Origin of the sequence: Veillonella sp. (assembly GCF_041333735.1) — a bacterium.
Lineage (GTDB): Bacteria > Bacillota > Negativicutes > Veillonellales > Veillonellaceae > Veillonella.
Genome location: NZ_JBGKFB010000001.1, coordinates 638636 through 654084, shown reverse-complemented (window position 1 = coordinate 654084; position 15449 = coordinate 638636). Strand labels below are relative to the sequence as shown.

The 15449-nt window shown below is 38.2% G+C and carries 13 protein-coding genes, 1 pseudogene and 1 other annotated feature; of the genes and pseudogenes, 13 read left to right on the top strand and 1 reads right to left on the bottom strand.

The features are described 5' to 3' along the window. The first annotated feature begins 12 nt into the window (after positions 1 to 12). From ACDF53_RS03010 to ACDF53_RS02985, 6 genes and pseudogenes are all read left to right on the top strand, one after another. Complete coding sequence (locus ACDF53_RS03010) at positions 13 to 828, top strand: hypothetical protein (protein ID WP_370815442.1); 816 nt, start codon at positions 13 to 15, stop codon at positions 826 to 828. Between the two features lie 50 nt (positions 829 to 878). Next, positions 879 to 1511, top strand: a complete 633-nt coding sequence (locus tag ACDF53_RS03005; protein WP_370815441.1) for a hypothetical protein — start codon at positions 879 to 881, stop codon at positions 1509 to 1511. A gap of 449 nt (positions 1512 to 1960) precedes the next feature. After that, complete coding sequence (tnpA, locus tag ACDF53_RS03000; protein ID WP_005380067.1) at positions 1961 to 2422, top strand: IS200/IS605 family transposase; 462 nt, start codon at positions 1961 to 1963, stop codon at positions 2420 to 2422. A 640-nt stretch (positions 2423 to 3062) separates the two neighbouring features. After that, the gene (locus ACDF53_RS02995) at positions 3063 to 3470 is read left to right on the top strand and encodes a hypothetical protein (protein ID WP_316586139.1); all 408 of its coding nucleotides are present in this window, start codon (positions 3063 to 3065) and stop codon (positions 3468 to 3470) included. A gap of 354 nt (positions 3471 to 3824) precedes the next feature. Further along, positions 3825 to 4946: pseudogene (locus tag ACDF53_RS02990) on the top strand (IS1249 family transposase). 145 nt (positions 4947 to 5091) lie between these two features. Continuing rightward, the gene (locus ACDF53_RS02985) at positions 5092 to 6300 is read left to right on the top strand and encodes a hypothetical protein (protein WP_370815440.1); all 1209 of its coding nucleotides are present in this window, start codon (positions 5092 to 5094) and stop codon (positions 6298 to 6300) included. 367 nt (positions 6301 to 6667) lie between these two features. Here the strand turns inward: ACDF53_RS02985 and ACDF53_RS02980 are convergent, their stop codons facing one another. Further along, on the bottom strand, positions 6668 to 7183 hold the full coding sequence (locus ACDF53_RS02980; RefSeq protein WP_370815439.1) for a DUF308 domain-containing protein: 516 nt from the start codon (positions 7181 to 7183) through the stop codon (positions 6668 to 6670). 177 nt (positions 7184 to 7360) lie between these two features. After that, positions 7361 to 7564 (top strand) — a binding site (T-box leader). A 180-nt stretch (positions 7565 to 7744) separates the two neighbouring features. Here ACDF53_RS02980 and ACDF53_RS02975 point away from each other — a divergent pair. From ACDF53_RS02975 to ACDF53_RS02945, 7 genes are all read left to right on the top strand, one after another. Further along, entirely contained in the window at positions 7745 to 9283 is a 1539-nt protein-coding gene (locus ACDF53_RS02975) for a 2-isopropylmalate synthase (protein ID WP_295821314.1), read from the top strand. Position 9284: 1 nt separating this feature from the next. Further along, the gene (leuC, locus tag ACDF53_RS02970; RefSeq protein ID WP_105089573.1) at positions 9285 to 10544 is read left to right on the top strand and encodes a 3-isopropylmalate dehydratase large subunit; all 1260 of its coding nucleotides are present in this window, start codon (positions 9285 to 9287) and stop codon (positions 10542 to 10544) included. Between the two features lies 1 nt (position 10545). Continuing rightward, entirely contained in the window at positions 10546 to 11037 is a 492-nt protein-coding gene (locus tag ACDF53_RS02965; RefSeq protein ID WP_005387442.1) for a 3-isopropylmalate dehydratase small subunit, read from the top strand. A gap of 204 nt (positions 11038 to 11241) precedes the next feature. Further along, entirely contained in the window at positions 11242 to 12312 is a 1071-nt protein-coding gene (gene leuB / locus ACDF53_RS02960; RefSeq protein ID WP_105092464.1) for a 3-isopropylmalate dehydrogenase, read from the top strand. A gap of 53 nt (positions 12313 to 12365) precedes the next feature. Beyond that, positions 12366 to 12686, top strand: a complete 321-nt coding sequence (locus tag ACDF53_RS02955; protein ID WP_370815438.1) for a multidrug efflux SMR transporter — start codon at positions 12366 to 12368, stop codon at positions 12684 to 12686. A gap of 234 nt (positions 12687 to 12920) precedes the next feature. Then, a complete protein-coding gene (locus ACDF53_RS02950) occupies positions 12921 to 13460 on the top strand; it encodes a hypothetical protein (RefSeq protein ID WP_370815437.1) in 540 nt (179 codons plus the stop codon). A gap of 351 nt (positions 13461 to 13811) precedes the next feature. Beyond that, positions 13812 to 14999, top strand: coding sequence for an MBL fold metallo-hydrolase (locus ACDF53_RS02945; RefSeq protein WP_370815436.1), 1188 nt, complete (start codon positions 13812 to 13814; stop codon positions 14997 to 14999). Positions 15000 to 15449 lie beyond the last annotated feature (450 nt).

Sequence of the window (15449 nt, the reverse complement as noted above, 5' to 3'; positions counted from 1 at the left end):
TATGGTTAGTAAATGAGAAAAAATTATTTTGAAATACTAAAAGGGACTAGCGTAAATCCTGTTGTAGAATTGAATAAGTTGCAGGGGTTACTAAAAGAAAAGTTTTGGGGTGAGCATTATCCAGAATCTGTCTATGAACTAATCTCTAATAATTTTAAAGAATATAAACATAGAGGGCATATATTATCTTTGGATGAACTACTAGAGACTATACTCGCAATTCCCATGACTGAAGAAGAACGATTATTTTGTTTTTCTGAAATGTACTTGGATTTATTATCAATACTTCCCTATAAAAAATCTATAAATCTAATTCGTCAGGTACACTGTATTGAGGAACAAATAGAACGGACGGTTAATTTATTGGGACATAAAGTGATTTATATAGATAATAAAAGAATTATTATTGAAGATAATGTATTTGCTAATGAGTCTGCTCAGGTTGTAACAGAATTTGCTGATGAAAAAGAGGCATTAAGCATTCTAGAGTATAATCACTTTTCTAATAAAGGGAATATTGAGAGAAAGAAAGAGATTCTCAAGAGAATTGCTGATCTATTAGAACCTTGGAGAAAACCACTTAATAAATCTAATGAATTAAAAGGTTTATTAAAGGTAAATAATGATAAAATTCAAGCTTTAGAGAAGTTGTTCTATATGTACAATAAATTTAATATTCGTCATAATAATGAGGAACAAATGCTTACTGGGTTATCTAATCAAGAAATTGAATCTTGGTATGATAAGGTTTATACATTATCTTTATTTATAATATTAGGTAAAGATGTAGCTCAAATTTTAACTGACTTCAGTAAGTTGACTGAATAAAAATTTTATTTCAGCGTATACAGAAGTCTTAAAATATAAAGGTAAAGTAAATGAAAAAGACTATATGGATTCTACTTGTATTAGCTTTTATAGGTTCCATCAATGTTGTTTCCGCAGATGATTTGATGCGGTTCCGTCTTAATGGTAATTCGATTTATGACCAACCTTATGGTGATCGGAATGAGTTTCCTTGTCCAGATAGACTTGGAAGTTGTACTATGACTGATGAGGATTATAGAAGCACTCGTAAAGGTCAATCGCTAGAGGTGTTTGATACTATATATGAGGCTAAGCAACATTTGAACTTTAAGCCGCAGTTACCAAGTGGTTTAGAGGGATTACGTCCTGTACATGTATCTATTGTGGATCACGATGTATTACAAGTAGTGTATGCCTATCATGAGCTTTTAAAAGGAAAATACTTTGACCGTGTAGATGATATGCCAAAGTATATTAAATATCGCGTATCGACTCTATCAGGTAATATCGCAGGTGACTATAAAGATTACGTGCCTCAGAAAATAGAGGTTATAAATGGCATAACCGTGACTTATCGAATGGTAGATGGCGCCGTTTACTTAGCATCTTGGGAACATGAGGGGCAGAGCCATGTGTTCTTATTTAATGAGCCTATTTCTGTTGAGCGGACTAGAGAAATGATTAATAGTGTAAGTATAAATTGAGCTATTTATTGTACTATCTTTTTAAGTAAGATTAGCTTATTATATACATATAAAGAGCGCCCCTTAACGTGATTAGGGCGTTAGGCTCATCTAAAATTGAACAAAATTATGATGCCGCCTAACCTGTTAGAGGACTGCACTCCTCAATATGTTAGGTGTTTATCGTTGTACTATTTAAGTAGTGCAATGATAGTGACTACTGATAACAGAACTATGATAATTACATAGGTAACTTCATGTTTGGTCATAGTCTCATATGAACGAAAAATAGCAGGGTGGTAGCCCTGCTATTTTTATTATTGTCTTTAGACTGGTTCGTGACGTAGTCGCGAATCATAAAACCACCCGCTATGCGGGTGCGGCAACGAAAGTTATACAAAAAAATCACCTTGCTTAAGTATAATGTAGGTGTTCAAGCCGCATTATATGCAAAAGAAAGGTGATTTTATATGGCAACAAAGACACAGAGCCTTGCGCACACAAAATGGTTATGCAAATATCACATAGTATTTACACCTAAGTATAGACGTAAAGTTATATATAATCAATACAGAAATAGTTTACGTGAAATATTGAGACGTTTATGTGAATATAAGGGCGTCAAGATTATAGAGGGGGAGCTTATGGCTGATCATGTGCATATGCTAGTATTAATCCCACCCAAAATATCAGTATCATCTTTTATGGGATATTTAAAAGGTAAAAGTGCACTAATGATGTTCGATAAACACGCAAACTTAAAGTATAAATTTGGAAATAGACACTTTTGGTCCGAGGGTTATTATGTTAGTACAGTAGGTTTAAATGAGGCTACAGTAAAGAAATATATACGTGAGCAAGAGTTACATGACCAAATGAAAGATAAACTTAGTGTAAAAGAATATGAGGACCCTTTTAAGGGTAGCAAGTAATACACATCCCCTTTAAGGGGAACGTTACGAGTCAATGGCTATGCGGCTTGAACGTAGTGAAAGCCAGCGCCTTTAGACGCTGGCCTAGTACTACGGGCTTATAGCCCGTGAGCAAACCACCCGTTTTACGGGTGGTTCTGATTGAAAAACTATTTTAAGTGTAGTATATTCTAGATAGCCAATTGATAGTTGTGCAATTAACTACAAAATCCCCCGGAGCGGCAACTCCGAGGGATTTTGTACATTATATATGAAAATGAAGTTATTCATAGTGACAGTATTTTACTTTTTATGGTAGAATAACGATAGAGCAAAGTGTTGATTAAATGCACTAAAGAAGCCCTTGCAAAGGATGCCGGTCCTAGCAAGGGCTTTTTTGTCAGATAGTGGTGACAAACCAAGGTTAGTTACCAATGATCGATAGTAGCCAATCTAACCATTTGCAAATATAATAACTTATTATATTTACCATGATAGCTACAAGAATCGTTGAGAGCGTGTTGATTTAAATGCACCTCCTTTCCGTTACCTGATTTGGAAAGGAATTGGTAACACCTATAGTATAGCAAAATACTTTTTACACAAATAGCGATATACAGTCCTCTTTGTTGTGGTTGATATTAAAAATAACGGAGCTTTTATGAACGCAGATAATTACAAGATTTCAACGTTGCCATATATAGAAAATGCTAGCAATGAGATAATGGAAAAGTACAATATAAAAGCACAATATGAAACGGAACCACCTCATGGAGATGCTATATATTCTATTTCTATAAAGGGGAAAGTATTACCGTTTTGGATTTATGGTAGGGACGTTACTTTCATAGGTAATAGTATGGTTATGGTCGAGTCTGTAAGATGCAAAACCTGGGATTCCATTGAAACCATTATTATTGATTTAGAGAATGAAGTGTATGCTAGTTTAAAGGAATGGTATACAGATATTTCATTTGTTAATAATCGAATAGAGTTTTCCAATCAAGTGGTAAAAATGGATAAACGAATTTTAAATAATTTTGAGAATTTAGAGTGGATAAGCTTTTAAGAGTGATTGCGTAGAGGATTTATTGACTACACTATAGTGAAGTGTTATTCTATATATGACAAGGGATGTCAATATGTGACATAGTCTCATATGAACGAAAAAATAGCAGGGTGGCAGCCCTGCTATTTTTATTGTGCTAGTTACTAACGAGAATGGGGTTATAGGACAAAACGTGTTGGTTTTATAGGCGATGGAGCCAGTAAATTACTGGCTCCATCGCTATTTTAAGTTCTTTTGATAAACTTAGAGGGTGGACAAAATGTGTTGGTAAAAAGTCCCAAAATCCTTGATTTTACTGGCTTCAATAAGGTTATATCTTCTTAGAAAATCGTGTTCTAAGTGGAGGGAATAATCATGCTGGTAAGATGTATAAATTGTGGATTTTCTTGTCAAAAATATGGGAAAACTAAAGCTGGATCACAACGATGGCATTGTAAGCAGTGTAACATCACCTTTACACAAACTATTGATAATACTACTAAATGTTTTCATCGATTTCTAAATTGGTTATTTAGTAAAGAAACATAACAGGACATGCCTGGGCAGGGCCGTACATTTCGTAGACAGATAGCTGATTTCTGGCAAATATGGCCTATGCCGCCCAAAATTGAAACCTCGAGAGATGTGGTATTCGTTGATGGTATTTACTTAGCTAAAAAAGCTTGTATTTTGATCTGTTATGATGGTGAATATGTATTAGGGTGGTATTTATGTAGGTCAGAACAGTCTCGCTTATGGCAAGCTCTTATGCAGCGAATAGCGACCCCCATTGTGGTCGTTTCTGATGGTGGACCTGGTCTTAGAAAAGCATTAAAAAAAGTTTGGCGTACCGCCAAGCTTCAACGTTGTATTGTTCATGCCGTATGGTAAGTACATCGTTACACTACTAGGCGGCCTAAGACATTAGCAGGCATTATGTTAAAAGATTTAGCAAGCGATTTATATAACGTAAAAACACAGGAAGATGCAAAAATATGGATTCAACGATTATTTAATTGGAGGGTGACTTTTAAAGAGTTTCTAAATGAAATGACACGTGATAGTAATGATAATTTAAGAGCTACGCATGAACGATTACTAAAAGCCTATAACTCTCTAGTGGTATTAATTAATACAGAGACAATGTTTCGATATTTAGATGAAACATTGGTGTTGGATAAAGAATGTCCGAGGACTAATAACCCTATTGAAGGCGGAGTAAACGCACAACTCAGACGTTTATTGCGTTACCATCGAGGAATGTCTGTAGAAAAACGTATAAAAGCGGTCTTTTGGTGGTGTTATTTACACTCACCAAGACCGCTTTCTGCAAAAGAAATACTTAAGGTAATGCCAACTGATGCAAGTATTTCTACAATATAGAGTTCTATGAATGAAAGAGCCCAACTTCAAGGCATAATTCCAACTTGGGGGGATGCCATTTCTTGGGGTGATTTGCATAACTATGACAAATTATCTTTCAATGATTGGGATTAAAGTACCAACACGTTTTGTCCTATAACCCCCATTTTCAGATGAGATATTAATAGGTCGAGGTATTACCTCTAGAATTAATATATTCCCTCGTGCTATATTACATATGAGTAGTATTTTTACGTTCATATGTATAAGGAGATACTCTATGTTTAACTTTTATAGTGAGTTATTATTACGTTTACAGAAACAATTTGTATCCGAACATGAATCTGATTTCAAATCTATTGAGGATTTGTTAGAAGCATTTATGACTCAATATAATCGTGGTGATTTTAATAATACGATAGAAATGAAATTACGTGATTTATATGAGGCTGCAGAAGAGGCTGATACGAATGAGAAATCAAGGAAGTTATACAATGAAATCCTTGCATTATGTCCAGATGAAGTAGATGCTAAACGAGAACTCATAGCCCTTGAGTTACATCCAAGCTTTCAAATTTATCAGTTGAAACAGCTAGTAGAATCGTTGAAAAAACCAAAGAAAATAGATTGGAATATAATAGAGACGCGTCCTTATATGCGTTGCCTCATCGACATGGGGATGATATATTTAGAATATAATATGTATAATGATGCGATTGCCTGCTTTACGCCAGTTTTTCACGGAGACAAGCAAGATCATTCAGGATTTCTTGTGTATATGATGGTTGCTTGTTGTGGCGCTGCCAACTGGGATCGCGGCCGCAAGGTATATCAGCGATATCTTGCGTGTTGCGATGATATACAAAATGCATTTAATCAGGCTCCGGATATCATGTTGCCTATGCATATGCTGTATATTCTATTGGCTTTGGAGTGTGGTGAAAGCAAGATAGCCCATGATGTATTAGCAGATCTTGTTGATGAATATGAAGATATTGATTGGTTATTACAAGATGCAACGCGCTGGAACGATTTTGTAGAAGATCATTTAGAGGCTATTATGTATATGGTAGACCAAGTGAGCAACATAGATTATGACCCACGAGAATTAATAAGCTTATATACTGCTATCTCATTTTTACCAACTCAATTAGTGGATTTTGAAAGTCCATTATGGCAGACTCTATATGATGCGTATGAACGTGTTACCGGTCGAACTGTTATAAATCGGTACTCTAATGATAGTTATATGGGAAAACGCGAGTCCGCTCATATGAGCCCCGTAGAGGTTGCTAAAGGTGGGGCTTTGCGTGGAAATCCGGTATATGACAATATACGGTTCGGTGCACAAATTACACTTTCACAAGCCGGCCTATACACAGTAGATGATTTTAAAACAATTACTAAACAAGAAGTATTGATGCTACCGGGCATTGGTAAAAAAACAGTGGAACAACTAGAGCATAATGGTGTTATATTTAAAGCCTAAGATGTGACTTGAATTTAATAGCGATCCTAGGATAACGAAGGGCTATTTGTCTTTTTCATAATTAATATAATCCCTTTGATGAGTATCTTGGTACTGATCAAGGGGATTTTAAATTACTACAGGGTTGTACTAATTTTTGTCCTATAACCCCATTATTACGCTAATGTTAGAGCGTTGGGCTAGTTGCTAAATAAAAGAGCTAGAAAAGCGTCTAACCACTTGCAAATGTAGTAGGCGAATACATTTACCATGACGGCTAGCCAAAACAAATAAAATAGCTGCCACAAATACGAAATAGACATCGTAATTTATGACAGCTATTTGGCAGTACATGGTCGATCTTATAGTGTAATTATTTAGTTATATTCTATTTTTTAAAAGCCTCACCGATGGAATAAATTCCGTCAAATAAGAAACCGAAAGCGATAAAGTAGATAAATACCTCACCGGAAGCAATCGGCTTAAATATGAGTAATAGGCCTAATAGTAAAAGAATTAGTGCAAGCCATTTTGCATTACGTCCCATGAGTGATACCATGCTGTCGGACTTTCTTGATTTAATGAAAATAAAGATGGCGTCAATTACCATCCAGATGCCGATTGTGCTTGGGAGTACTAATGGTAGGAATGCAAATCCGCCGGATATTAAATAGATACCGAATAGAGCATTGATAATGCCGCTGATAAGATACCAGCCGCTACGTAATTCAGACGATAACGTAAAATAATTTATAATAGAGCTGACCGCACTGACGAAAAAGATAATAGAAAAAAGCCAGGCAAAAGCTATGAGATTAATAACGGGATTTAAGAGTAAGAATATCCCCAGGATAATGCTTACAATACCCGATAAAATAAAGAAGAATTTACTTGAACCACTCATAATAATTCCTCCAATCATTGGTACTGCCTATTTACACTATACGTGAGATCATGGGGGATGACGTGAGATCATGGGGGATGTCAAATTGTAACGATAAAACTGTGTTTTCACAAAACTCACATGTCCATCCTGTTGACACAGTTCTATAGAATACCGTATAATACCTTTATATCTTAAATACGAGCTATGAATGGGTATAAAGGTTTACAAATCCTGCTTTCAGAGAGTTGCCGGTTGGTGCGAGGCAATAGAGGTTGTACGCTGACACTCTCCCGTGAGCTTTGGTGGCGAATGCAGCAGTAGTCATCGACGGTGGTTCCGTTATACCCGCAACGAGTCCCAATTAGGGTGGTACCGTGTTATGAATATAACGCCCCTTTGAGCAACGACAGTTGTTCTGAGGGGCTTTTTTTATTGTAAAAGTCTAGTAAAATTACTGATTTGATGTATCTACATTGGCTTCAGCCGAAATAGCGTTGAAATCGGCGATTTTACTAAACTTTCACAATAAATAGATATAATACAGCGTTATGTTTTATTAGTATAGAAAAGGTGAAGATTATGGATCAAAATCGCGTATATTTCTTCGATACAACCCTTCGTGATGGGGAACAAACACCAGGTGTGTCTTTACAAACTCCTGAAAAAATTGAAATTGCGAAAGGCCTAGTACGCCTCGGCATCGATGTAATCGAGGCTGGTTTCCCAGCAGCATCCCCTGGGGATTTTGAAGCAGTACAAACGATTGCACGCGAAGTGAAAGGCGCAACAATTTGTGCGTTGGCACGTGCTAATGAAAAGGACGTACAAAAAGCGATTGATGCGTTGAAAGATGCGGAACGTAGCCGTTTGCATGTATTCATTGCTATTTCTGAACTTCATATGGAATATAAATTAAAAATGACTCGCCAAGAGGTATTGGATAAGGTTAAATCTGTATTGGCATATGCAAAAGGTAAGGTTGATGAAATCGAGTTCTCCGGTGAAGATGCGGCACGCTCTGATTTAGATTTCGCATGCCAAGTATTTGGTGTTGCCATTGCTGGTGGTGCAACAATTATTAATGTACCAGACACAGTAGGTTACATGAACCCTAATGAGTTCGGTGATAAGATTCGTTACATCAAAGAACATACACCAGGTATTGAAAATGCAATTATCTCTGTTCACTGCCATGACGATTTAGGTCTTGCTAATGCAAATACGTTAGCCGCTATTAAAGCAGGTGCACGCCAAGTAGAAGGCACAATTAATGGCCTAGGCGAACGGGCTGGTAACGTAGCGATTGAAGAAGTTGTAATGGCTCTTAAAACACGCCATGATTACTTCGGCAATCTTCAAGTGAACATCGATACAAAACAATTTACGAAAGTTTCTAAACTAGTAAGTCGTTTGACAGGTGTCGTAGTTCCACCAAACAAACCAATCGTAGGTTCTAACGCTTTTGCTCATGAGTCTGGTATTCACCAACATGGTATGATGAGCAATCCTGAAACATATGAAATCATGACTCCTGAGTCCGTAGGGGCTGAAAAAACAGACCTCGTATTGGGCAAACACTCTGGCCGTCATGCCTTCGCTGATCATTTGGCAAAACTTGGGTTCCAATCTTTCACAGAAGAGAAAATCAACGACCTCTTTGCTAAATTCAAAGAATTGGCAGACCGCAAAAAACAAGTATACGATGATGATATCATCGCTCTTGTAGTAGACAACTTACATCACAAAAAAGCATTTGAGCTTGTGGCTCAATACTACAAATTGGGTGAAAAAGGCTATGCTTACGCAGACGTTCGCCTCATGACTCCAGAAGGTGAAAAAGCCGATGCTGCCGTTGGTGACGGTCCGGTAGACGCATCCCTTAAAGCGGTTGAACGTGTGGTTGGCTTGCCAATCAGCTTAAAAGACTACCAAATCCGTGCTATTACAGCAGGTAAAGATGCCCTTGGGGAAGCAACCCTTAAGGTAGAATATAACGGTCGTTTGTACCATGGTCGTGGTATCAGCACCGATATCGTTAAATCAAGTGTAAATGCATATATTAATGCAGTAAACTCAGTATTCCTAGCTATGGAGCTAGAACAAGAGGAGGAAAAATAATATGGGTATGACCATTACTGAAAAGAATATGGCTCGCCACGCGGGTCTTGATGTTGTAAAACCGGGCCAAATCATCGAATGTCATTTGGACGCTGTTTTGATGAACGACATCACATTCCCACCAGCTCGTAAAGAGTTCTTGAAAATTGGCAAACCTGTATTTGACCGTCATAAAATCTACTTGGTACCTGACCATTTCACACCAAATAAAGATATTCAATCCGCTACACAAGCAAAAGTAATGCGCGATTTCGTACGCGAACATGGCATTACAAACTACTTTGAAGTTGGTCGCATGGGTATCGAGCACGTTATTTTGCCAGAAAAAGGTCTTATCGGTCCTGGCGAAATGATGATCGGTGCTGACTCCCACACTTGTACATATGGTGCGGTAAATGCATTCTCCACAGGCGTAGGCTCTACCGATGCGGGCGTTGCTATGGCAGAAGGTAAAACTTGGTTCAAAGTACCTGAAACTATTAAGGTTGAACTTATCGGCAAACCTAACAAATGGGTAACTGGTAAAGACGTAATCCTTGATTTGATTGGTCAAATCGGCGTAGACGGTGCTCGTTACATGGCTCTTGAATTTGCTGGTGAAGGCGTACAACATATGACTATGGCTGATCGCCTTACAATCTGTAACATGGCTATCGAAGCAGGTGGTAAATGTGGCGTATTCCCTTACGATGCAGTGACTGAAGAATACATTAAAGGTCGCGTAAATCGTCCTGTAGAACCTATTAATGCTGACCCTGATGCAGTATATGCCCAAACAATTACAATTGACTTGTCCAAATTACAACCAGTGGTAGCGTTCCCTCATTTGCCATCCAACACACATTACATCAACGAAATCGACAAAGATATTAAAATCGACCAAGTTATCATCGGTTCTTGTACAAATGGCCGTTACGAAGACTTGGTGGCTGCTGCGGAGATCTTCAAAGGTCGCAAAGTAGCTCCATTCGTTCGTTGTATCGTAATCCCTGGTTCCCAAGATGTATACGACCAAGCTATGAAAGATGGCTTGTTAGACATCTTCATTCAAGCTGACTGCGCTGTGTCCACACCAACATGTGGTCCATGCCTAGGCGGTTACATGGGTATCATGGCTGAAGGGGAACGCACAGTTTCCACAACAAACCGTAACTTCCGTGGTCGTATGGGTCACGTTGATTCTGAAGTATATTTGGCAAGCCCTTACGTGGCAGCAGCAAGTGCTGTATTAGGCCGCATTGCAGGCCCTGAGGAGGTTTAATATGGATTTTGAAAGCAAAAAAATCTGGCGCTATGGCGACGATGTAGATACAGACGTAATCATTCCAGCTCGTTACTTGGCAATTGCTGATTGGAACGAATTGGCTGAACATGCGATGGAAGATATTGATACAACTTTCGCTCCTAATGTGAAAGCTGGCGAAATCATGGTAGCAGGTAAAAACTTTGGTTGCGGTTCCTCTCGTGAACACGCACCAGGCGTTATCAAAGCAAAAGGTGTACCTGTTATCATTGCACACTCCTTTGCACGTATCTTCTTCCGTAATGCCATCAACATCGGCTTACCTGTAATTGAAATCGGTGAACAAGTTGATCGTATCGATGCAGGCGATGCTATCGGCGTAGACTTGTCTAAAGGTATCGTGTACAACTTGACTAAAAACGAACAATACCAAGGCACTGAATTGCCACAATTCATTCAAGATATTGCGGCAGCTGGCGGTCTTGTGAACTTTGCGAAAAACCGCAAGTAAGGGCGAGCCGAACACTCGCCTCAAGCCTCCACTGGCCAGGTCTGACTTCGGCCTGCGGCCTCCGCAGGGCCAAAGTCGTTTTCGACGAGCATTCGGCTCTCGGGAGTGTGAAGGCTCGGCACCGGCTATATAGACCTGAATAGTGCAATAAAGGCTGATGCGTTTGTGGTTCATCTATGAGCATTTGTTATATGGAGAGGTATTATGAGTGAAAAGAATATCGTATTGATTCCTGGTGATGGTATCGGTACTGAGATTATTGCAGCAGCGAAGGCTGTGTGTGATGTGGCTTTTGAGAAAGCCGGTGTAAAGGTTAATTGGATTGATAAAAAAGCAGGCGGTGCGTCTATTGATGCATACGGCGTTCCTTTGACTGAGGATACTATCGAGGCTTGTAAAGCAGCTGATGCTGTATTGCTTGGTGCTGTAGGCGGTCCTAAATGGGATAATGTAGATCCTTCTATCCGTCCTGAAAAAGCAATCCTTGGCCTTCGCAAGGAGCTTGGTTTATTCTGTAACTTGCGTCCTGTAAAAATCTATCCGTCCTTGCAAGAGTATTCCCCACTTAAAAAGGAACTCGTACAAGATGTAGATTTTGTTATCGTTCGTGAGTTGACTGGCGGTATTTACTTCGGTGAACGCGAAGAGGCACAAGGCGAAGGTGCTAACGAGTTTGCTTGGGATAAAGAAACTTACAGCCGTTACGAAGTAGAGCGCATCATGGACATCGCTATGGAAACAGCTCGTAAACGTAACAAAAAGGTTGTATCTGTAGATAAAGCAAACGTATTGGCTTCTTCTCGTTTGTGGCGTAAAATTGCCCAAGAGAAAGCGGCAGCTAATCCAGATATCGCAACAGATTACTTCTATGTAGATAATACAGCGATGCAACTCGTTGTAAATCCTGCACAATTCGACGTTATCGTGACAACAAACTTGTTCGGCGACATCTTGTCCGACGAAGGCGCTGTTATCTCCGGTTCCATCGGGCTTTTACCATCCGCATCCATGGGGACAGGCACAGCATTGTACGAGCCAATCCACGGTTCCGCACCAGACATCATGGGCCAAAACTTGGCGAACCCATTGGGTACCATCTTGTCTGCAGCTATGATGTGCCGTCATTCCCTTGATTTACCTCAAGTGGCTGATGCTATTGAAAAAGCTGTTGAACAAGTGCTCGTTGACGGTTACCGCACAGGCGATATCTACCGCGAAGGCTTGAAACGCGTAGGTACCACAGAAATGGCACAAGCTGTTATTGAACGACTTTAATATTATGAAAGAAGAGAGAGGGAAAGTCCCTCTCTTTTTGACAGGAAGATGTCATGTTACCATATTTTTTATTAGCTTTATCAATTGGGTTAGAGTTATTTGCAACGACAATGTTAAAAGCATCTGATGGCTTTACTAGACCGTTGCAGACCATTGCGTGCGCACTGGGATATGTAGGATCTTTTTATACGTTAACACATGTGTTGAACTATATTCCGCTAAGTGTTACGTATGCTACTTGGTCTGGTGTGGGTCTCGTGGTGACGACATTGATTTCTGTCTTTATATTTAGTGAAGGAATTAATATTTATACTGTATTGGGAATCGCCTTAATTGTAGTAGGCGTTGTGATTCTTAATTTATGGGGTCGATGATCTTTCCTGATATGGTTTAAAATGTGTAGGTATGACAGAAGTGGCACAAGCTGTTATTAAACGTTTGTAGTCATGTAAGGCCGTGCATCTTGACTAGTTCTCTGATTTCTGTCATATAGTCAGATGCATGATCCTATATCATGTGCGGTAAAAGAACGCTTACGACATTGCATCGCATTTGGTGAGGTATTTTTTAGCTTGTATTTAGTATAGTTTTAAAATGAGGTGTTTACCATGAAATCAACTATGTACAGAAATCTCACTATTACTGCGTTATTAATGGCTTTAGCAATTATGATTCCTATCATAATGCCATTGAAAGTCGTCATACCACCAGCCTCTTACACACTGGCGAGTCACGTGCCAATCTTTTTGGCTATGTTTATGTCGCGTAAATCGGCAGCCTGTGTAGTTATTGGCTCTACGTTAGGGTTCTTTGTAGCAGGATTTCCTATCGTTATTGTTATGCGTGCAGCATCACATATCTTTTTTGCTTTGCTAGGTGCCTGGTATCTTAAAAATCACAAGGAAGTATTATCTAATGCTTTTTCCTTTGTGACTTTTAACTTTGTGTGCGCTTTGATTCATGCTGTTGCAGAAGTATTAGCTTGTTTGTTATTTTATACTACAACTACTGCTCCAAATATTGATATTATTTATGTCGTATTTGTTCTTGTTGGTGGTGGTACTATCATTCACAGCATGGTTGATGGATATATTGCATTATATATCTATAAAGCTATCCCAGGATTATCTAAGACTGGGAATGAATAATCGGACGTTATCCTAGATTATCTAAGCCAGATAATAAGCAATCCACTATTAAAACTGCATATAGTCGAACCACTCATGGGAAATCTATTGTACGCTAATGTATAGAATTTGATTATCTATGAGTGGTTTTTTAGAATAATTATCAAATCTGTACCTGCAGATACAGACTTAATTATGCGATATGATTATAATAAAACCATAGTTAATGACCGAGTTGTGATATATGCATAGGTATATAGATGAACGCACATATATATAGATATATAAGTCAACATATATATACATAAATACCACATAGGCCATACATAGTATTGATTGTGAAAGACTTTCACAAGAATTATGGAGGTTATTATGAGAAAGCATATAAAAAATAACGTATCTTGGGTTGGTAAAATTGACTGGGAATTACAAGAGTTCCACGGTTCTGATTACAGTATTAATAATGGGTCTAGCCAAAACGCATACTTGATCGAAGAGGAAAAGACTGTCCTCATTGATACTGTTTGGAAACCTCATTCCACAGAGTTTATCGATAATTTGGCATCTGAAATTGATTTAAATAAGATTGATTTCATCGTATGTAATCACGGCGAAGTCGATCACAGTGGTTCTTTGCCAGCATTGATGGAAAAAATCCCTAATACTCCGATTTATTGCACAGAAAATGCGGTTAAGTCCTTGGTTGGTCAATACCATCATCCAGAATGGAATTTCAGAACTGTAAAAAAAGGAGATTCCGTAGATATCGGCAACGGTAAGTCCTTGGTATTTGTGGAAATGCGCATGCTCCACTGGCCTGATTCTATGGCAACGTACATGACTGGCGACAATATCTTGTTCTCCAATGATGCTTTCGGTCAACATTTCGCCGTAGAAGAGTTGTGGGCCGACAAGGCTGATCAATGTCGTTTGTGGGCAGAGGCAATGAAATACTATGCCAATATTTTGAACCCGTTCTCTCCATTGGTAAAAGCAAAGGTTGAAGAAATTCAAAAGCTAAACTTGCCAATCGATATCATCGCTACAAGCCATGGTGCTATTTGGCGTGAAAACCCATTGCAAATCGTAGAGAAATATTATGAATGGTCTCAAGCATACCAAGAAGACCAAATTACAGTTGTATATGATACTATGTGGGATGGCACTAAAAAACTAGCCCATAAAATTGCCGATGAGGTCGCTAAACAATCCCCTGATACACGGGTTAAGATCTTTAATATCAGTAAAACCAATAAAAATGACATCATGACAGAGGTATTTAAGTCTAAAGCCATTGCTGTTGGATCTCCAACAGTAGGAAATAGCGTTATCTCTTCTGTTGCAGGCTGGCTCGACTTCTTACGCGAGTTGAAGTTTAAAAATAAAAAGGCTGCTGTATTCGGTACCTACGGTTGGTCTGGTGAATCTACAAAGGTACTTCGTGAAGAATTAACTAAATATGGTTTCTCTGTGGTAGAACCTGAAATCAAATGTAACTGGAACCCAGATGCTGATGATTTTGGCAAAGCAGAAGACCTTGTAAAAGCCTTGTTGGCTTAATATATAAAAAGCTCCTAACGTTCATATAACGTAGGAGCTTTTTAGTTTTATGCTGGATATGGAAAGAGTGTTGACGATTTACATATAGAGTTAGACGTATTTTTGTAAACTTATGCGAAATATTTAGGTGATTTGTGTATACTTATCTACTTATTTAATCAGATGTGTTATGCTGTTATGAATAAAAATAAAAATAGTATAAAATCCAAAAAAATGATTAAATATTCTGTTCCGTAAAAATTCAGAAAATGTTCATGAAGTTAATGTGAACAGGGAATAATTGGTAAGTCTAAATATCTGTTTATCTTATTAAAGTAATAATAATTTATAAGTTATACAAAGTATATTCTGTAGAATCCTTAAAAGTATGTGATTTTTATTACTCATAAGAAAAAATGATGAAAATATTAATATAACAAAGAATAGTAGTAATCATGCTATTTTTTTGAA

Coding starts and splice junctions, on each gene's coding strand:
- ACDF53_RS03010 (WP_370815442.1), top strand. CDS start 13: ATGAGAAAAAATTATTTTGAAATACTAAAAGGGACTAGCGTAAATCCT.
- ACDF53_RS03005 (WP_370815441.1), top strand. CDS start 879: ATGAAAAAGACTATATGGATTCTACTTGTATTAGCTTTTATAGGTTCC.
- tnpA (WP_005380067.1), top strand. CDS start 1,961: ATGGCAACAAAGACACAGAGCCTTGCGCACACAAAATGGTTATGCAAA.
- ACDF53_RS02995 (WP_316586139.1), top strand. CDS start 3,063: ATGAACGCAGATAATTACAAGATTTCAACGTTGCCATATATAGAAAAT.
- ACDF53_RS02985 (WP_370815440.1), top strand. CDS start 5,092: ATGTTTAACTTTTATAGTGAGTTATTATTACGTTTACAGAAACAATTT.
- ACDF53_RS02980 (WP_370815439.1), bottom strand. CDS start 7,183: ATGAGTGGTTCAAGTAAATTCTTCTTTATTTTATCGGGTATTGTAAGC.
- ACDF53_RS02975 (WP_295821314.1), top strand. CDS start 7,745: ATGGATCAAAATCGCGTATATTTCTTCGATACAACCCTTCGTGATGGG.
- leuC (WP_105089573.1), top strand. CDS start 9,285: ATGGGTATGACCATTACTGAAAAGAATATGGCTCGCCACGCGGGTCTT.
- ACDF53_RS02965 (WP_005387442.1), top strand. CDS start 10,546: ATGGATTTTGAAAGCAAAAAAATCTGGCGCTATGGCGACGATGTAGAT.
- leuB (WP_105092464.1), top strand. CDS start 11,242: ATGAGTGAAAAGAATATCGTATTGATTCCTGGTGATGGTATCGGTACT.
- ACDF53_RS02955 (WP_370815438.1), top strand. CDS start 12,366: ATGTTACCATATTTTTTATTAGCTTTATCAATTGGGTTAGAGTTATTT.
- ACDF53_RS02950 (WP_370815437.1), top strand. CDS start 12,921: ATGAAATCAACTATGTACAGAAATCTCACTATTACTGCGTTATTAATG.
- ACDF53_RS02945 (WP_370815436.1), top strand. CDS start 13,812: ATGAGAAAGCATATAAAAAATAACGTATCTTGGGTTGGTAAAATTGAC.